At 47.5% G+C, this 18,543-nt stretch carries 16 protein-coding genes; all 16 read right to left on the reverse strand.

The genetic code is table 11. The annotated features are described in order from the left end of the window. Position 1 precedes the first annotated feature (1 nt). Positions 2–919: a ribosome small subunit-dependent GTPase A gene (gene rsgA / locus HFD99_RS01965; RefSeq protein ID WP_017427460.1), complete on the reverse strand. Its 918-nt coding sequence runs from the start codon at positions 917–919 to the stop codon at positions 2–4. 73 nt (positions 920–992) lie between these two features. Next, positions 993–3,272, reverse strand: a complete 2,280-nt coding sequence (pknB, locus tag HFD99_RS01970) for a Stk1 family PASTA domain-containing Ser/Thr kinase (RefSeq protein WP_016822347.1) — start codon at positions 3,270–3,272, stop codon at positions 993–995. Next, positions 3,269–4,045, reverse strand: coding sequence for a Stp1/IreP family PP2C-type Ser/Thr phosphatase (locus HFD99_RS01975; protein ID WP_016822348.1), 777 nt, complete (start codon positions 4,043–4,045; stop codon positions 3,269–3,271). Before HFD99_RS01975 ends, pknB begins: the two co-directional genes overlap by 4 nt. Before the next feature lie 6 nt (positions 4,046–4,051). Next, the gene (rlmN, locus tag HFD99_RS01980) at positions 4,052–5,092 is read right to left on the reverse strand and encodes a 23S rRNA (adenine(2503)-C(2))-methyltransferase RlmN (RefSeq protein ID WP_025365198.1); all 1,041 of its coding nucleotides are present in this window, start codon (positions 5,090–5,092) and stop codon (positions 4,052–4,054) included. 186 nt (positions 5,093–5,278) lie between these two features. After that, positions 5,279–6,694: a 16S rRNA (cytosine(967)-C(5))-methyltransferase RsmB gene (gene rsmB / locus HFD99_RS01985; protein WP_123797355.1), complete on the reverse strand. Its 1,416-nt coding sequence runs from the start codon at positions 6,692–6,694 to the stop codon at positions 5,279–5,281. Next, a complete protein-coding gene (gene fmt / locus HFD99_RS01990) occupies positions 6,691–7,650 on the reverse strand; it encodes a methionyl-tRNA formyltransferase (protein ID WP_123797356.1) in 960 nt (319 codons plus the stop codon). Before fmt ends, rsmB begins: the two co-directional genes overlap by 4 nt. A gap of 6 nt (positions 7,651–7,656) precedes the next feature. Then, positions 7,657–8,154: a peptide deformylase gene (def, locus tag HFD99_RS01995; protein WP_016822352.1), complete on the reverse strand. Its 498-nt coding sequence runs from the start codon at positions 8,152–8,154 to the stop codon at positions 7,657–7,659. Between the two features lie 132 nt (positions 8,155–8,286). Beyond that, on the reverse strand, positions 8,287–10,863 hold the full coding sequence (priA, locus tag HFD99_RS02000) for a primosomal protein N' (protein ID WP_123797358.1): 2,577 nt from the start codon (positions 10,861–10,863) through the stop codon (positions 8,287–8,289). Next, on the reverse strand, positions 10,863–12,167 hold the full coding sequence (gene coaBC, locus HFD99_RS02005; RefSeq protein ID WP_123797359.1) for a bifunctional phosphopantothenoylcysteine decarboxylase/phosphopantothenate--cysteine ligase CoaBC: 1,305 nt from the start codon (positions 12,165–12,167) through the stop codon (positions 10,863–10,865). The genes priA and coaBC overlap by 1 nt, the downstream gene beginning before the upstream one ends. A 90-nt stretch (positions 12,168–12,257) precedes the next feature. Beyond that, complete coding sequence (rpoZ, locus tag HFD99_RS02010) at positions 12,258–12,461, reverse strand: DNA-directed RNA polymerase subunit omega (protein ID WP_013371850.1); 204 nt, start codon at positions 12,459–12,461, stop codon at positions 12,258–12,260. Positions 12,462–12,581: 120 nt separating this feature from the next. Next, the gene (gene gmk / locus HFD99_RS02015) at positions 12,582–13,154 is read right to left on the reverse strand and encodes a guanylate kinase (protein WP_016822355.1); all 573 of its coding nucleotides are present in this window, start codon (positions 13,152–13,154) and stop codon (positions 12,582–12,584) included. A gap of 14 nt (positions 13,155–13,168) precedes the next feature. After that, on the reverse strand, positions 13,169–13,429 hold the full coding sequence (remA, locus tag HFD99_RS02020) for an extracellular matrix/biofilm regulator RemA (protein WP_005548256.1): 261 nt from the start codon (positions 13,427–13,429) through the stop codon (positions 13,169–13,171). A gap of 56 nt (positions 13,430–13,485) precedes the next feature. Beyond that, on the reverse strand, positions 13,486–14,373 hold the full coding sequence (locus tag HFD99_RS02025) for a YicC/YloC family endoribonuclease (protein WP_044785265.1): 888 nt from the start codon (positions 14,371–14,373) through the stop codon (positions 13,486–13,488). Positions 14,374–14,408: 35 nt separating this feature from the next. Next, positions 14,409–16,295, reverse strand: a complete 1,887-nt coding sequence (locus tag HFD99_RS02030) for a bifunctional homocysteine S-methyltransferase/methylenetetrahydrofolate reductase (RefSeq protein ID WP_123797360.1) — start codon at positions 16,293–16,295, stop codon at positions 14,409–14,411. 156 nt (positions 16,296–16,451) lie between these two features. Beyond that, positions 16,452–17,477, reverse strand: coding sequence for a hypothetical protein (locus tag HFD99_RS02035; RefSeq protein WP_123797361.1), 1,026 nt, complete (start codon positions 17,475–17,477; stop codon positions 16,452–16,454). Between the two features lie 206 nt (positions 17,478–17,683). Then, the gene (gene dapF / locus HFD99_RS02040) at positions 17,684–18,517 is read right to left on the reverse strand and encodes a diaminopimelate epimerase (RefSeq protein WP_123797362.1); all 834 of its coding nucleotides are present in this window, start codon (positions 18,515–18,517) and stop codon (positions 17,684–17,686) included. Between the last annotated feature and the right edge of the window lie 26 nt (positions 18,518–18,543).

Raw genomic sequence — 18,543 nt, forward strand, 5'->3', positions numbered from 1 at the left:
CTCAATACCTCCGTTTTTTTTCTTTTAATTCCTGATAAAACTGCAGATAGCTATCATAGCGTCCCTGTGAAATATGTCCCTCTTCCAAGGCCTCTCTTACTTTACAGCCAGGTTCGTGAATATGCGTACAACCCCGAAATTTGCATCCTTCCGCATATTGTTGGAATTCTCGAAAACAAGGCGATAACTCATCCACACCCAGCTCTAAAAAATCCAGTTGGCTAAACCCCGGTGTATCTGCTACAAACCCGCCGTTGTCTAAAGGAATTAGCTCCACATGGCGAGTCGTATGTCTTCCTCGTCCCAGCTTATTGCTTATGGCGCTCGTCTCCAGCGTTAAGCCAGGCTCCAAAGCATTAAGCATGGAGGACTTCCCTACACCTGACTGACCGGAAAACACGCTGATTTGGCCGGCCAACAGCTTCTTGAGCTCAGCCGTACCCTCTCCAGTACGGGCGCTGGTTACCAGCACCTCGTAACCAATCTTCCGATACATTTCCTGAACCATCAGCACCTTATCATCCTCTGAAGGGCTGCCTTCATACAAATCGCGCTTGGTCAGACAGATAATCGTATCCAGCCCAGCGTGCTCAATATGGACTAAAAATTTGTCCAGTAAAGGCAGGTTTAAATCCGGCTCACGCAGGGAAAACAGCAGCACGGCCAGCGTGGTATTAGCTACTGGAGGGCGAATTAGCTCCGTCGTACGCTTTCTAATCTCCTTGACCATACCTTCCCCGTTTTCAGTTAGTTCGTAAAGGACCCGATCACCAACAAGGGGCGTAATCTCTTTTTTCTTGAAAAGGCCACGTGCTCTGCATTGTACCGTAGCTTCGCCGGATACCGGACGCCCATCCTGATCCAGGCTGGAGACATAATAATATCCGCTAAGCGCCTTGACGATCAGACCTTCAGGCATGTGTAAGATGTCCTCCTTCATAATGTTCAAGTTTCATAGTGTGGAACAGGTTAAGCTTCTTTCTCTAGTAAGTTTACTGATGCTGCACAGCCTCGATCACTTTGTCCTTCTTTTTGCGGGAACCGTGACCGGGGTTGTTTTTTTTGCTAACCGCCAACTCACTGCGCGTAACTCCTGAGGAATCGGTTCCTGGGGCAAAAGCAGAAGGATCACCATCGCCTTCTGTCCCCTCCTGGTTGTTAGAGTCGCCTCCACCATTACCACTATCGTTAGAAGATTCCCCGCTGTTTCCTTCCTCACCGTTTCCACTTCCATTCGGTGAGGAAGTACCACCAGATGTATCAGTCGGTGATGTTCCTGCAGGTGGAGCAATTTGAGGCATCGTCACCGTTCCATTTTTTGCATCAATATAAGAAACAGGATACGTGTCAACAAAAGCACCATCTCTAAATACGGAGACGACACTGTCTTTGTTAGGGGCCATCAGCAGGTTGATCGTAAACACCTGTGTCGTATTAATCGTACGGCTGCCCCACTCCTGATTTTCTCCACGTGCATCTGTATAAGTGATACGAATTTTACTGTTTTTGCCCTCTTCCTTCGGCGCCACAGGTACATTAAACGGTAACGTAATCGCTTCTGGCGGGTAACCCGTACTTACATAAAACGTAATTTCCGTATTTGGGGGCAGATCACTGCCCGCCTCTGAAGGCCATTGTTTGGTTACTTTTCCTTTATCCTGCTCATAGCTAAATTCCTCTTTAATTGAGCCAACCTTCAGCCCCGCCTTTTTGACCTCATTTTCCGCCTGGCTCTGCGTCATCCCTACAAGATTCGGCATTTTAACAGTGGCAGCGCCTTTGCTGACGGTGAGCACTACCTGAACCGAATCCTTATCAAATGGCTCATTTGCAGCAGGTGTCTGACTAATGACGGTTCCTTCAGCCTGATCACTGAACTGCTCATTTTGCTGAATCTGCGTTTCCTTAATCTGCTGGGCGGTCAGTAGCTTGACAGCATTCTCGTAGCTTTGTCCTTTGACATCTGGCATCGGGGTGAGCGGCTTGGCAATCCCGACTTTCAGACTAATCTCCGTTCCTTCCTTGACTAAAGAACCTTCAGGGTAGCTTTGATAAAAAACAACTCCCGGTGCAATCCCCTCTTTATATTCATGCTGGATTGGATCATCAATGACTAGTCCTGCTTTACTTAGAGTGACCTTCGCTTGGTCTTCTGTTTGTGTCAGTACACTTGGTACTTTCACCTCAGGTACGACAAGCACACTTTGCACATAGTACACCACGCCGCCCATGCACAAAAGTAGTACCAACACTAGTGTTACCCAGAAGATCGTTTTTTTTCTATTTTTCTTGGACGTTTGCTTGTTCGGAAGCTGTTCAGACTCCCGAGGTTGGACAGGCACATCGTCACCACTGGAAGACACACCTAATTGTTGAGGCTTAATAGCTGGGATAACCCGCGTTTGGTCCTCATCATCCAAATGTGTAAACTCCAGCTTGGATTCATTGCGCCGCCCCGGTAGCAGACAAGTCTCCAAATCCCTTAGCATTTCGTCTGCTGATTGGTAACGTTCCTCCGGATTTTTACGCATCGATTTTAGAATGACATTTTCTACACTTTGCGGAATCAACGGATTAATTTTACGCGGTTCCTCAAATTCCTCTTGCAAATGCTTGAGTGCCACACTAATTGGGCTTTCTCCCAGAAAAGGAAGCTGTGCCGTTAGCATTTGATATAAGACAATACCTAAAGAATATAAGTCCGATTTTTCGCCGGTAATGACACCCTTTGCATGCTCAGGTGAAAAATAATGAACAGAGCCCACAACAGAACCTGTCTGAGTAATTGTCGTTGACGTAACAGCTCGAGCAATCCCAAAATCGGTTACCTTAACCCGTCCATTACGTCCAATTAAGATATTATGAGGCTTAATGTCCCGGTGAATAATCTGATTTTGGTGGGCATGTTCCAGCGCATCACAAATCTGGGAAGCAATCCGCACTGCTTCATCCACTTGTAATGGCGCACGTTCTTTAATAATCTCATTCAAATTTTTGCCTTCAACGCACTCCATTACAATATAATGGATTTCATCCTCTTGGCCGACATCATAAATACTGACCACGTTCGAATGAGAAAGCGAGGCCGCTGACTGTGCCTCACGCCGAAACCGGCGAATAAATTCCTCATCATGAACAAATTGCTGACGCAACACTTTTACCGCGACATTGCGATTCAGCAAAATGTCTTGAGCCTTATACACCAGCGCCATACCGCCGCCACCGATGCGCTCAATAATTTCGTACCTTCCCCCAAGCAGGTGCCCGATCATGCTTCACACCCCTTTTCACTCAATGAAACCGTGTTGTCGGGCAATTCAAACAAAGCTACAGTAATGTTATCGTCTCCACCGGCAAGCAGCGCCAGATGTAGCAGACGATCCGCACGTTCCTCCAAAGGATTTTCTGCGGCACCTACTACCTTACTGATCTGTTCTTCTGTTACCAAATTGCTTAATCCGTCACTGCATAGTAATAGTACATCGCCTTTTTCCAGCGTAATGGTGTCAATGTCCACCTTCACCTCGGAATCAGTGCCCAATGCCCGTGTCAGCACATTGCGACGGGGATGGTTCTCCCGCTCTTCCTTACTGATCTGACCGTTTTTGAACAACTCATTAACCAAAGTATGGTCTTCTGTAAGCTGACGTACCGTTCCTTTGGATATGACATAGGCGCGACTGTCACCAATATGTCCGATAATTCCAGATGCATCATTGAGCAACACGGCAACAACCGTCGTTCCCATATTATGATACTGGTCATCGCGCGCAGCCGTTTGGAAGATGACTTCATTGGCATGCAAAATAGCGTCGCTGAGCGCCGCCGTCAAAGAATGTGCGGATAATCCGCTCTCCAGCGTCGCCAAATCAGCGGCAAGTGTCTCTACCGCAAGGCGGCTGGCCGTATCACCGGCCAGATGCCCTCCCATACCATCGGCAACAATTCCAAGAATATAGCCTTGCTCCAAGTGCCTGATCCAGGCAGAATCCTCATTTACCGAACGCACACGTCCGACATGGCTGACATGAACTGTTTTGATCAAATGGTTTCACCCCAACTCCATATGCTTTGCACGCAACTGACCGCAGGCAGCGGCAATATCGTGACCCTGTTCACGCCGGATCGTCACATTGACGCCTTTTTCGGCAAGAATACGTTGAAAATTAAAAATATCGCTGCGCGATGTACGCACATACTTGCGCTCAGGCACATGGTTGACTGGAATCAAATTGACGTGACACAGCATGTCCTTCAACACATCCGCAAGCTCTTCAGCATGTTCTGCCTGGTCGTTTACTCCGCCGATCAAGGCATATTCGAACGAAATTCTCCGCCCCGTCTTAGCAAGATAATAACGAAGAGAATCCATAACATCCTTAAAAGGATAACGTCGATTTACAGGCATCAGCTTCGAACGCAGCGCATCATTGGGCGCATGGATAGATATTGCCAGATTAATCTGTGTATCCTCGTCAGCAAATTTATAAATATTGGGCACAATGCCGCTGGTTGACACCGTAATATGACGTTGACCAATATTCAGGCCCTTTTCATGAATCATTGTACGCAAAAACGTCATTGTCGCTTCATAGTTCTCAAAAGGCTCACCCGAGCCCATAATCACGATACTGCTCACTCGTTCATTCGTTTTATCCAGAATTTTCTGAGCCTGCACCACCTGTGCCGTAATTTCGCCAGCCGTCAGGTTTCTTTTGAGACCCCCAAGCGTCGAGGCACAAAAAGTACAGCCAATCCGGCAACCCACTTGAGTCGTTACACAAATACTGTTTCCGTAATTATGTCTCATGATAACCGTCTCAATAGCATGGTCATCGTGTAAGCCAAACAGAAATTTAACAGTCCCATCTTTCGATTCCAACTTTGTTATTTCGTGAAGCGTCACAAAACTGAATTGCTCCTCCAGCTTTTCTCTCAGCCCCTTGGACAAATTCGTCATCTCACTGAAATTATTGACCCGCTTTACATACAGCCAGTCAAAAATTTGTCCTCCCCGAAAGGCAGGCTCACCATTGTTTTTGGCCCAGTCCTGAAGCTCTTCCAGTGTTAAATCATATATAAAAGGTTTCATCAATATTTGCACCCGTTCCTTCTTCATTAAGTTCTGTTTAATCGCAGACAGTGTTTTTCATTCTTCCTATTTTAGCACAAATCCCTGAGGGGGTAAAAATTTTTCATCTTCATGCAAAAAACCGCCGGAAGTGTCCGGCGGATTGTGGAAATACTGGTGGGCAGCTACCTGGAATTCTCTTCCGAGCTACTTTACCCGGCGCAGACGCGCAATATAAAATCCGTCACTGTGAAAATGCTGCGGTAACAGCTGTACCGAGCCTTTCTGTATACCATCCATTTCATGACTCACGGCTGGAAAAGAATGATCCTTTGCCAACTCATACTCTGGATGTTCGCTTAAAAACCGAGCCAATTGTCCTTCATTTTCGTCAGGCTCAATCGTGCAAGTACTGTATACCAGAATACCACCCGGCTTTAACAGTCCGGCCACACTATCCAGCAACTCGTGCTGCAGTTGAGTAATGTCGCGAACATCCTGCGCAGTTTTGCTCCAACGCAGATCAGGTTTACGGCGAATCACCCCAAAGCCCGAGCATGGCGCATCCAGCAAAATACGGTCAAAAGAAGCCGGAGCATATCGTTCCTTTAGATCCAACGCATCACCAGTAACCGTCTCAACAGCATCCAGGCCAAGCCGATTCGCTTGCTCACGGATTAGTTGATGCTTATGGGCATGCAGATCGTTTGCAACGATCCGGCCGCGATCCTTCATCAACTCAGCCATATGAGCTGTTTTGCCGCCTGGAGCTGCGCAGCAGTCCAACACTGCCATGCCAGGCTCAGGAGCGACCGCTTCAGCAACAAGCATGGAGCTTTCATCCTGTACAGACAACAATCCGTCCGTATACCACGAGGTAAGCGCCATATTTCCGCCGCTACGAACAACAATCCCATAGGGGCTAACGGCCGAAGGAACGGCATCAATCCCTTTTGCAATCATCTCGTCCAGCAGCTGATCACGACTGATCATCGTCGTATTCACTCGCACGCTGACTGCAGGGGGCTCGTTATTAGCCTTGCAGATAGCCTCAGCTGTATCGGTACCGTATTGCTTGATCCAGCGCTTAACTAGCCACTGTGGATGGGAATGTTCTAACGAAATCCGTTCCTCTGCTGACAAACCGTCAGGAATACGCAGCTTGTCCGACTCACGCAGCATGCTGCGAAGCACACCATTGACCATACCGGAAATCCCCTGATGCCCACGCCGCTTGGCAATGGTCACTGCTTCACTAACAACTGCATGATCCGGAACTCGATCCAGATACACCAGCTGATATACGCTCATCCGCAGCAACGAACGTACCCAAGGCTGAAGCTTGGCCGTTCCTTTTTGAACAAATTTATTCAAAAAATAATCCAGTGTATTTCGGCGTGCCACTGTACCGTATACAAGTTCCGTCGTCAAACCAACATCACTTGCAGATAAACCTGCCTGCTGAAGCCGGCGATTGAGCTCAAGATTGCTATACGCGCCCTCTTGCTCCACACCGGTCAGCACGTCAAGTGCAACTTCCCGCGCCGTCTGTTTGCGAGTTTTGTCGGATCTGGTCCCCACTCCCTTGCGTTGGTCTCCCTGACGGGAGTGTCGCCCGCTCATCCGAGCACCGTGCCGGGCTTCATCTGTCCGCCGCGTGCAAAGGTTCCGGCTTCCATAACCTTCTTGCCTGCCGGTTGAACCTGGGTCAGCCAGAGAGTGCCTTCGCCTGTCTGCACCTCAATGCCACGGGCGGTTAATTGAAGAACCGTGCCGGGTGCTGGAGCATTTGAGCCACTCGCTTCATTATTTATGGAAGGCTGCTCCGCAGCCCATATTTTAAAAACATTGTTCTCCCAAAGTGTAAACGCGCCAGAAAAAGGAACCAGACCGCGAATCCGGTTGTATATTTGCTGTGCATTATCACTCCATGTAATGCGCTCATCATCACGGTTCAGGTTCGGGGCATAGGTCGCCTCGTCCTCATTTTGCGGCGTACGGTCTGATTGCCCTACCAGCAACTTGGGCAGCTCGTCCTGCAAAAGTCTAGCTCCGGCTACACTTAGCTTTTCAAAAATTGTGCCCGATGTATCCTCCGGCTCTATAGCCACCTCAACCCGCGATATCATATCGCCGGTGTCCAGCCCTTCCGCCATATACATTAGCGTCACACCTGTCACAGTTTCACCGTTAATAATCGCACGCTGGATCGGTGCACCTCCCCGATATCGGGGAAGTAACGAACCATGCACATTCAGACAGCCGAAACGAGGCAGGTCTAATACGGACTTAGGCAAAATTTGGCCATAAGCTGCGGTTACAATCAGGTCGGGACGCAACTCTGCTACCTGAGCCACTGCTTCCGGCTGCCGTAGGCGGGTCGGTTGCAGCACAGGTAATCCGCGCTTTTCAGCCGCTTCCTTGACTGGTGTTGGCGTCAATATTTTTTTTCGTCCCTGTGGTTTATCTGGCTGAGTAATTACACCGACCACGTTATATCCGTTGTCCAGCAACATGTTCAGCGATGGGACTGCAAATTCAGGTGTACCCATAAAGATAATACGAATGTCTTGGCTCATCGAACCTCACTCCCCTGTCTGACGGTTCGGTCCTGGCTGTTCCAGAGCAACCTCATATACTTTTTCTGCAATATCCGTGAACAATACTCCATTTAGATGATCAATTTCATGCTGAAAAGCACGAGAAAGCAACCCTGTCGCTGTAACGGTAATAGCCTTGCCCTCGCGATCCAGTCCCTTGACTGTAACCTTCTCGGCACGACGTACATCCCCGTTTAACCCTGGAATACTTAGGCAGCCTTCAGGTCCCAATTGCTCTCCTTCTTCGGCCACAATTTCTGGATTGATCATTTTTATCAAGCCATGCTCATCTCCAGCATCTACGACGATGAGCCGCTTCAAAATACCTACTTGTGGAGCAGCTAGACCTACTCCTTCCGCTTCATACATCGTATCTGCCATATCGTCCAGCAGCTTTTGCACATTAGGCGTAACTTTAGTAACTTCCTTTGCTACTTTGTGCAATACGTCATCCGGCTCCAACACTATAATTCTAATTGACATGACAACAGAACACCTTCCTCTTTTTCCTTCATTTAGGCTTTACTGTATTCATCACAAAAGCGACTGCTACATTATCCTATGTACGGACGGCTTGTCCGCATCAATTGTGCGAATAACTTTAGTGTTAACACTTTACATTAGCATCTGCGGATCAACATCCAGACTAATCAGCAACTTTTGTGCCTGTGCAGATTCGGCCATTTCATCAGCCACTTGCTGAGCCAAACCAATCGCGTCGATATTTCCACGCCATTTTATCATACATTGAAATCGGTATCTATTCTTGATTCTCGAAATGGGTGAAGCTACTGGCCCCAAAATGTCCAGCACATCCGATGTAAGCCGGTCCATATTCCCGAACCAGCCCCGTTGTCTGGCTCGTCCCTGTAGTGTCGTTGAATAATTTTCAGCCAATCGGACTAGCACTGGAAGCTGTTCATGAGAAAAGGTCACCAAAATAAGTCGGCAATATGGCGGGTAGTGCAAATTACGGCGGTGTTTCAACTCTTCCCTCACAAAAGATGAATAATCATGACGGCTTGCATGGACCACCGAATAATGCTCTGGAGTGTAGGATTGTACGAATACTTCCCCCGGCAATTGATGCCTTCCAGCACGCCCGGCTACTTGTGTTAACAGCTGAAAGGTCTTTTCCGCAGCCCGAAAATCCGGTAAATTAAGAGCAGAATCCGCAGTAATGACACCTACCAGCGTTACATCGGGAAAGTCCAGCCCTTTGGCTACCATTTGAGTACCCAGTAGTACGTCTGCTTTTTTATCACGAAATTGCTTAAGCAGCTTTTCATGAGCGTTTTTTTCAGTCGTTGTATCGACATCCATTCGGACAACACGTATACCAGGGAATAGCTTAGCCAACTCTTCTTCCACTCGCTGAGTACCTGTACCGAAGTAACGAATATGCTCACTACCGCATTCCGGGCAAGTCTGAGGTACAGGCTCGGAATAGCCGCAATAATGACAACGTAAATTGTTCGACCGCTGATGATAGGTAAGCGAAATATCACAATCCGGACATCCCGCCACATAGCCGCAGCTCCGGCACATGACGAACGTGGAGTGACCACGCCGGTTCAACAGTAATACCGTCTGCTCGTTACGCTCTAATCGCTCTGCGATTCCATTATGCAACGCGCGGCTGAACATGGAGCGGTTGCCGGCCCGTAGCTCCTCACGCATGTCCATAATATGAACTTCGGGTAACGTGTTCCCCAATGCGCGGGTCGGCATTTCAAGCAGTAGCGGCGCAAACTCGTCGTTGCTTTGGGAGCGAGCAGCGTAATAGCTTTCCAGTGATGGTGTAGCTGAACCGAGTATAACGACAGCCCCGTGCTGGTGTGCTCTGCGAATGGCTACATCACGCGCATGGTATTTGGGTGTCTCTTCCTGCTTATAGGACGTTTCGTGCTCCTCATCCATAATAATGAGCCCTAGCTCACGAAAAGGGGCAAATACCGCTGAACGAGCGCCAATCGCTACTTTTACACGGCCTTCGCGTATTTTGCGCCACTCATCGTACCGTTCTCCCCCGGACAATCTACTGTGCATCACTGCGACCTGGTCGCCAAAACGTCCTTTGAAACGTTCGACCATTTGTGGAGTTAATGATATTTCGGGTACGAGCACAATCGCCTGGCGATTCTGCTCGATACAGCGCTGAATGGTCTGCAGATAGATTTCCGTCTTACCGCTTCCTGTGACTCCATGCAGCAAATAAGCTCCTTGCTCACGCATGTCCAGCTGACGAACAATCCGTTCATACACCGACTGCTGCTCTGCCGTAAGAGGGAGTGGGTCTGTAGGCTTGAAGTGTCTGCCCCGGTAGGGATCGCGGAACACTTCAACATCTTCCTGTAACACATAGCCCTTATCTTCCAGTGCTTTAACCGTCGCAGCTGATACACCTAACGAGGTCATAACTTCCTTCAGCGGCAGAGGCAGAAACTCGCTACGTTCCAGCAAAAAAGCAAGTACCTCCCGCTGACGCTGCGCCTTGGCAGAAAATTGCTCCAGTGCCATGGATGCTTCATCTATGCTGATAGCCAGATCAACAGCTTTCATCGTCTTTTTGCCAAGCTTGTCTTTAATAACCTGGCTTTCCTGAAGCACTCCGCGGCGTAACAGCGATTTAATAACCTCCGCCTCCTCGGGGAAACGTCTACTAAGTTGCTGCAACGGGACTTGCTCCTTATTCTGAATGAAGCTGACAATCTGACGCTCCGCCGGGTCGCTCATACCGTCGTCAGTCAGAAGGGCCCATTCGATCTCATCCCCCTGATTAGACAGCATAGGCCGCTGTGGATTCGTAGACTCTTGCTGTTCGGCAATGGAGATATAACGTTCCGCCTTGCCCTTAAGCGCGGTAGGAATCATCACTTGCAGTGCCATAATTTGATTACAAGCATAACGCTCGCTCATCCATTTGCCCAGTTCAACCAAATCGGGAGATAAGGGTGGTACCAGATCCAGCAACTCCTGAATCGCCCTCATCCTATATTTCGGCGGCTCTTCAGCTGGAACTACCGAGATAACAAAAGCCTGCACCGTCCGTTTGCCAAATGGCACAGCTACCCGACTACCTGGCTCAATCCAAGGTCTCATGGAATCTGGGATCAGATAATCGAAGGTACGATCTGTATCCTTGGCAGGTACATCGACAATGACCTTGGCAACTAAATTGCCTGTCTCCATTAATGCAGCACCCCACCCATGCGTCCCGCGGCTAGAGTAAGCAATTTACGCGCAACCTCTTCCTTTGACTGTACAGGAATCTGCTCTACCATCCCGCTTCGGTCATATATTTGAACAGCATTTGTATCGACGCCAAAACCTGCACCATCCACAGTTACATCGTTTGCCGCAAGCAAATCACAATTTTTACGTTCTAATTTACCTATTGCATACGTCTCCAAATTTCCCGTTTCTGCTGCAAAGCCAATTAAAAATTGATGTTTCTTGCTGCGTCCGAGTGATTCCAGAATATCGACGTTCTTCACTAACTCCAGTGTAAATACACTATCATTTTTCTTAATCTTGGTCTGTGCCACCTCACGTGGTCGATAATCTGCAACGGCAGCAGCCATAACGACCATATCACTCGTTTCCCATTGTTTTAGCACAGCCTGGTACATGTCTTCAGCTGACTGGACTCTTTCAAGCGAAATACCTGAAGGCGGTTCCGCACTGGTATTGGCAGCAATCAAATGCACCTCTGCCCCCATCTCCTGAGCGACTTTCGCAATGGCAAAGCCCATTTTACCAGATGAATCATTCGTAATATAACGGACAGGATCAATTCGCTCAATCGTGCCTCCAGCCGTGACAATGACTTTTTTTCCCGAAAGCGCTAATTCATTCTTATTTACAAGTCGCTCGGTTACTTGTTTCTCCGTAGATTCTTCTCCAAACCACCGTGCTTCAGACTTGATTGTGGCTTCAGGCTCCTGAGCTTGCTGATCAAAAAAGCGCTCAATCGTTTGCACAATAGTTTCTGGCTCTTCCAAACGTCCTTTGCCAACATAACCACAAGCCAGTAATCCTTCACCAGGCTCAATCATCTTCACACCACGGGATACCAGTGTCTCCATATTTTGCATGACTGCAGGATGAGTGTACATATGTACATTCATCGCAGGGGCCACCATAATAGGCGCTGTCGTAGCCAGCAACGTTGTCGATAACATATCATCAGCAAGACCATGCGCCATTTTCCCGATGATATTCGCCGTTGCAGGAGCAACTAGCACCAGATCAGCCGCATCCGCCAGATGAATATGGGATACGATAGACGGCTCTCTTTCATCAAATGTATCACTGTACACCGGATTGCGAGAGAGTGACTGCAGCGTAAGTTCGGTAATAAACTCCTTGGCAGAAGCCGTCATAATAACATGTACATCGGCTCCCTTTTGCGTCAACTTACTGCAGAGCGCAGCCCCTTTATAGGCAGCAATTCCGCCGGTTATACCAAGAATAATAACTTTCCCCTTCAACATCGTTAACTCCCCCTGACCGAAAAAAATAACAACCTTGCGGTTGTCAAAGGAATTGGCATTGCGCCTGGTTATAATGATTGTCTATAATTCTTATTCTTCTTCGCCGCTTTCAAGCAAAAGATGATCTGCATAGATCTCTTCCAGAGCTACTCCAACCTGTTTGTGAGATTTAGGACTCTTCAAGCTCGTCTTCTCGCCCTCACGCAACTGTCTAGCACGGCGTGATGCCGCTACAACCAGCGAATATTTACTATCTACCTTTTTCATCATTTCATCAATGGAAGGATACAGCACGAATAGACACCTCTTCATGTAGTTTTAAGCTGTATAAGCTGAACTCCAGTGTACACCTTCAAGCTCAGCTTATACAGTATTATTTCTCTTTTGGTACGCTTGGCATATGTAAAGCCTCGCTTAAGGTCGAACCTTACAATGTTCGGCGATAATAATGGATTCTATTCGTTTACAAGCGAAATCAATCTCATCATTGACAACCGCATAATCATAGTGACGCAACAGGTTCATCTCGTCCACAGCTACCGACATACGGTGATCAATGGTTGCTTGAGTTTCTGTGCCACGTCCCCGAATTCTATCCTTCAACTCATCCAGCGAAGGTGGAAGCAAGAATATAAATATGCCTTCTGGAAATTTTTCTTTAACCTTTAGCGCGCCCTGAACTTCAATTTCCAGAAAGATATCTTTACCCTGCGCAAGCGTCTGGTCTACAAAATCACGTGGAGTGCCATAGTAGTTACCTACATACTCTGCGTACTCCAACAATTCATCCCGTTCAATCATGCCTAAAAAATCTTCACGCGTTTTGAAAAAATAGGTCACTCCATCTTGCTCGCCCGAACGAGGTGTTCGAGTTGTAGCAGAAACAGAATACGTTATCTCAGGTAGCTTTTCGCGCAATGCATTGCCTACCGTTCCTTTACCGACCCCCGAAGGTCCGGATATTACAAATAATAATCCCTTAGCCATAGTACACTCCATTTTTATTCGTCATTGTCATCATCTTTAGTGGATAGGCGATGAGCGACCGTCTCCGGCTGCACCGCAGACAGGATTACATGATCACTGTCTGTAATAATAACAGCCCGTGTCCGGCGGCCATAGGTAGCATCAATTAGCATATGACGGTCCCTGGCTTCCTGTATAATCCGCTTGATCGGAGCAGACTCCGGACTGACGATGGAGATTATTCGGTTGGCCGACACGATATTGCCAAAGCCAATATTGATCAATTTGATTGCCATATTCAGGTCTTTCCCCCTATACATGTGACTATTGCAGCCGTGCCGCTACCAGGTAGCTACTCAATATTTGCAGCCTGCTCACGAATTTTTTCGAGCTCTGCTTTCATCTCAACGACCAGATTAACTAATGTGAGATGATTAGCCTTAGAGCCGATCGTGTTGACTTCCCTGTTCATTTCCTGGATTAAAAAATCTAATTTGCGACCGGCCGGCTCGTCCGACAGCAGCAACCTTTTGCACTGTCCAAAATGACTTTGAAGCCGGGTAAGCTCCTCATCAATATTGCTGCGATCCGCGAATAACGCAATCTCCATTCCGAACTTATGTTCATCAAGCGTAAATGAACCGTCCTGAAGCTCTTTAAGCCTGTGCTTCAGCCTGTTACGGTAGTCGCTCACAACATGAGGAGCCAACACCGCCATTTCATGATGAAAGGATTCCAAACGTAAAATGCGGGATTCCACATCTTGTGCCAAATGCCCGCCTTCTCGCCTTCTCATCTCCAGCAAACCTTGCAAAGCTTCGTTCAAAGCTCGCTGTAGCTGCTCTTCCCAGTCATCTTCGTCTCCATTGCAAGCCTCTCCAGGCTCACCCAGAACATCAGGCAAAGCAAGGATATCACTTATACCTAACGTTCCTTTCACGCCATAACGATCCGCCAGCTGCTCCGCTGCACGCAGGTAAGCCTGCACCACAGTGTCATTCAACCGTGCGGCGGGTATCTGTTCTTCATCACGTTCCCTGTGGATGAAAACATCGATACGACCGCGTTTAATCTGCTGTTGAACCGTTCTTCTCAAGCCATCTTCATAACGAGTCCATTCACGTGGAATTCTCATCATCACTTCGCAATAGCGGTGATTGACCGATTTCAATTCCAAGCGCACTTTATACCCCTCATGATGAAGGATGGCTTGACCGTATCCGGTCATACTCAATGACATCGGCATCACATCCATTATACTATTGTAATTGATTATTATAGTCGAAACAAGGGGGCCTGTACTCGGCCTGATTTTTCCCATACATATGAAGTCAGCTCAGCTGTCATTTCATAGAACATAAAAGGAGTCATGAAATAGATCCCATTAAAATGTTCCATGGCCGTATCAAGCAGCTCCTTGGCAATAGACACGCCCATTGCTCGTCCTTCCGGGCCCTCTAGTCCCGACATACGTGCACGCACCTCATCGGATAACTGAATGCCTGGCACTTCATTGTGCAAGTATTCTGCATTGCGGCCACTAGCCAGCGGCATAATACCGATAAAAATCGGTATTTCCAAATGCCGTGTCTCTTCTGCAATGGCTATAATCAGCTCAGGATCGTAAACAGGCTGGGTCATAATATAATCGGCCCCGGAGGCAATTTTCTTTTCCAACCGCTGTACGGCTTTACCCAAATGCTTAACATTCGGATTAAAAGCAGCTCCCACCACAAAATTAGCTTTCTGCTTGAGTGGTTTACCGGAAAATGCGACGCCATCATTTAGCTGCTTGATCATGCGTATGATTTCAAAAGATGTCATATCATACACCGAACTGGCGCCTGGTAAATCACCAAACCGCGCCGGATCACCAGTAACCGCCAGTACATGGTCAATACCCAGTGCGTCAAAACCCATCATATGGGATTGAGTACCAATCAGATTACGGTCACGACATGCGATATGAATTAATGGACGCAAGCCTGTTTCAATACTAACCAGATGCCCAAGCGCCATGTTGCTCATACGAGTGACTGCGAGCGAATTGTCAGCAAGTGTAAGTGCATCGGCTCCGGCTTTCTTCAAGGCATGCGCACCTTGCATAAACCGGGTAATGTCCAGATCTCGCGGAGGATCCAGTTCTACAATGACCGTATGCCGTTCCTTAACCAGATCCACAATGTTGGGTTCGCTGGCATGTCTGCCATTGCCTCGTCCCCCTTCATTTGCTGTCTGCTCCACCACATGAATGGACTCTGTCGACAAAGCTTCTTTTGGAGCCAACGGGGGCGGTTGCAAATTTTTTAAAGCTTTGGAAATAGCAGCAATATGGTCTGGCGTAGTTCCGCAACAACCACCAATCAGCCTGGTCCCGAGATCTACAAAGGACCTGGCACATTCTCCGAAATATTCAGGTGATGCACCGTATACATAGTGACCGTCCACATAATCTGCCAGCCCCGCATTTGGATATACAGACAGCGGTACAGACAAAGGACCATCCAGCTGCTCCATTACACTCATAATTCCCTGCGGACCGGAGTGACAGTTAAACCCGAGGATGTCAGCTCCTTCACTACGCAGTGTTGAAAAAGCTTCTGACACTAGAAAACCATCTTGGGTACGACCAACCTGATCGACCGCAAATTGACAAATTACCGGAATGTCACTGTATTTACGTACACTGTGAAGCGCAATGCGCATTTCGTCCAGTGAATAAAACGTTTCGCATAAAATGCCGTCAACCCCTTCGGAAAGAAGGGCATCGATCTGCTGCTCGTAATTTCTTGACAGCTCCAGCTTGGATATGTTAAGACGTTTGCCTCCGCATATGGAACCGACCGCACCTACTACATAATGTTCAGGTCCGGCAGCAGCCTTGGCAATTCGCACACCAGCACGATTAATCTCTTCCACCTTAGATTCCAGTCCAAAGCGGGCTAACTTATAATCATTTGCAGAGAATGTATTCGTCTCCAGCAATCGTGCTCCTGCATTTAAATACTGACCATGTACGTCTGATATAACATCTGGCGAAGTAATGTTCAGTTCTTCGTAAGACGTATTTACTGGAAATCCTAGCTGGTACAAAAAAGTCCCCATAGCGCCGTCTCCGACAATAATTTCACGATTCAGCACAGTACGCAAATCCGGTTTCATGTCCTCTGCTCCACCCCGCTCTTTATTTTCATACTAATGTAACATAAAGAGACTACAAACATAAGCCAAAAACAAAAAAAGCCGCCTCACGTCCCGACAAAATGATACCAGGAGTAAGGCAACTTGAGTTATCATTTTCTATTTACCATTACATTTTCATAGCATTTTCCCATCAGAAGAATGGAGAGAAAACTCGTAAAAAGTCCCTTTTTTATTTACTTTAGCCACAATAGAATCCGTCCCCTTTTGCTGCTTGGAGAACGTATATTGATTTCCTTGAACATTCACTTTATAGCCGGACACATTGATATTGAACAATAGTTGAACCTTAGGCTTGACCAGCTTCAATGCTTCGGCGGCGGTATATTTTGGACTTGCAAAAGATTTTTTGAAATCTGCGTCATCATTCCAGTCCATCCCAGAGGTGGATACAGCCAGCACTTTTCCAGTTACCGCTCCAATTTTGACCTCATTCGCCTCGCTTGCATCCTCGAACGACCAATAAGAAAGCCCATTCTTCTCATCCTTGTAGCGTGAGGCATGCTGCACTGTGATTCGCTGTCCACTCACTCGCTTAAATGTGTTCATTGCACGGTTCAATAATACTGGGTCCACCTGTCTCATCGCATAGTCCGCATTGACGGTAATAGCATTACCTTGATCCACATCAACATACAATGAGGAAGCTTTTTCTCCTGCTCCCCAGAATACCCAGTAATTCGAAGGCTTGTTGGACTGATAGGGGGATTTGACCCGCCAGAATGCTTCAAATTGTAAGGGACGCTTGCTGTCAAACGCTTTGGCGCTGTTTAATACTTTTGCCTTGAGTGGCGCGTTCATCGCCTTTCCCAAACTACTTATTTTATATCGTATAGTTGTAGAATCTACTCTGTTTTTCTCTTTATTATATTCTGTCTGCAACGTAGCTGTTCCGTCTTCCAATTCACCCTCGACAATCCAGGTTTTCCCCATATCCGTTACATCGTCAAATTGAAATGCAGCTTTTGAACCGATAAGTTCTTGTACTGCTTTTTCTAAACGGCTTACGACTGTCGGAGTTAGCGAGCCCACCTGCTTGTCCGTCGTTCCCGTGGCAGCAGGAATAGTCGCCGCTTGTACCGGAAGCGCGGTGGCTACAAGTATGAGGACTGCAACTGCTGAAATCCAACGAAATTTCCGCACTATGAACGGCCTCCTTATCGTTTTCTCATTTTCTATATTATACATTGTTCAGACGTCAAAAAAAGACAGAATATCGCTTGGTTCACCATTTCCCCAGTAAACAGCGGCATAAAAGGGCAAAAAAAGAAGACCTACTCAGGTCTTCTTCCCCTTCATTTCTATATATTCTTAGGTCATTTACGGACTATTCTTATCATCACATCAATTCAGAATAGACGACCTTCGAATACAATCTCAGCCGGACCTGTCATATAAATGTGATTATCATCCTCGCTCCATTCAATATCCAGATCGCCGCCCTTTAGGCTTACCATGGCGCGGCGGTCGCTGTATCCATTTAGTACAGAAGCAACAAGCGTAGCACAGGCTCCAGTTCCACAGGCTAGCGTAGGTCCTGCTCCCCTCTCCCATACCCTCATATCTATACGCTTCCGACTCCGTACCGTGGCGAACTCAACATTTGTTTTTTTAGGAAACAATGGATGACACTCCAGCTTTGGCCCCCAGGCCTCCAGATCAAAGCTAGGCGCATCCTCAACATAAATGACACAGTGCGGATTTCCCATAGAAACAGCCGTAAAGCGAAAACCACTTCCTCCAGCTTCAATGGGCTCATCTATTACGTTAGTCAAATCGAGTGTAGTTGGAATTTTCAATCCTTCCAGAATCGGCTCTCCCATATCGACCTTTACCATTCGTACAGTTCCGTTTTCCACAGTCAGTTCAACCTGCTGCACACCTGCACCCAGCGTCTCAATCGTGATCTGTTCATGGTTGATATGCTTACGGTCATACACATATTTGGCAGCACAACGAATAGCGTTACCGCATTGCTCGGCCTCCGAGCCGTCCGAGTTAATGATGCGCATGCGAAAATCTGCTTTTTCAGACGGCAATATATATACCAATCCATCGGCGCCAATACCAAAATGTCGATTACATAGCCGAACAGCTAATTCCGAGGCGTCAGACGGCAATTCCTGATGCCCGTACCAAACGATAAAATCATTACCCAGACCATTCATTTTAGTGAATTCCATAGCTTCCTCCCGCCGTTGCTGCTGAT

The sequence above is a fragment of the Paenibacillus sp. EKM301P genome, from assembly GCF_011800295.1.
Classification (GTDB): Bacteria; Bacillota; Bacilli; order Paenibacillales; family Paenibacillaceae; genus Paenibacillus; species Paenibacillus polymyxa.

Bases quoted from the DNA above. Each gene is read 5' to 3' on its own strand.
- rsgA (WP_017427460.1), bottom strand. From the start codon at position 919: ATGCCTGAAGGTCTGATCGTCAAGGCGCTTAGCGGATATTATTATGTC.
- pknB (WP_016822347.1), bottom strand. From the start codon at position 3,272: ATGATCGGGCACCTGCTTGGGGGAAGGTACGAAATTATTGAGCGCATC.
- rlmN (WP_025365198.1), bottom strand. From the start codon at position 5,092: ATGAAACCTTTTATATATGATTTAACACTGGAAGAGCTTCAGGACTGG.
- rsmB (WP_123797355.1), bottom strand. From the start codon at position 6,694: ATGAGCGGGCGACACTCCCGTCAGGGAGACCAACGCAAGGGAGTGGGG.
- fmt (WP_123797356.1), bottom strand. From the start codon at position 7,650: ATGAGCCAAGACATTCGTATTATCTTTATGGGTACACCTGAATTTGCA.
- def (WP_016822352.1), bottom strand. From the start codon at position 8,154: ATGTCAATTAGAATTATAGTGTTGGAGCCGGATGACGTATTGCACAAA.
- priA (WP_123797358.1), bottom strand. From the start codon at position 10,863: ATGGAGACAGGCAATTTAGTTGCCAAGGTCATTGTCGATGTACCTGCC.
- coaBC (WP_123797359.1), bottom strand. From the start codon at position 12,167: ATGTTGAAGGGGAAAGTTATTATTCTTGGTATAACCGGCGGAATTGCT.
- gmk (WP_016822355.1), bottom strand. From the start codon at position 13,154: ATGGCTAAGGGATTATTATTTGTAATATCCGGACCTTCGGGGGTCGGT.
- remA (WP_005548256.1), bottom strand. From the start codon at position 13,429: ATGGCAATCAAATTGATCAATATTGGCTTTGGCAATATCGTGTCGGCC.
- HFD99_RS02025 (WP_044785265.1), bottom strand. From the start codon at position 14,373: ATGTCATTGAGTATGACCGGATACGGTCAAGCCATCCTTCATCATGAG.
- HFD99_RS02030 (WP_123797360.1), bottom strand. From the start codon at position 16,295: ATGAAACCGGATTTGCGTACTGTGCTGAATCGTGAAATTATTGTCGGA.
- dapF (WP_123797362.1), bottom strand. From the start codon at position 18,517: ATGGAATTCACTAAAATGAATGGTCTGGGTAATGATTTTATCGTTTGG.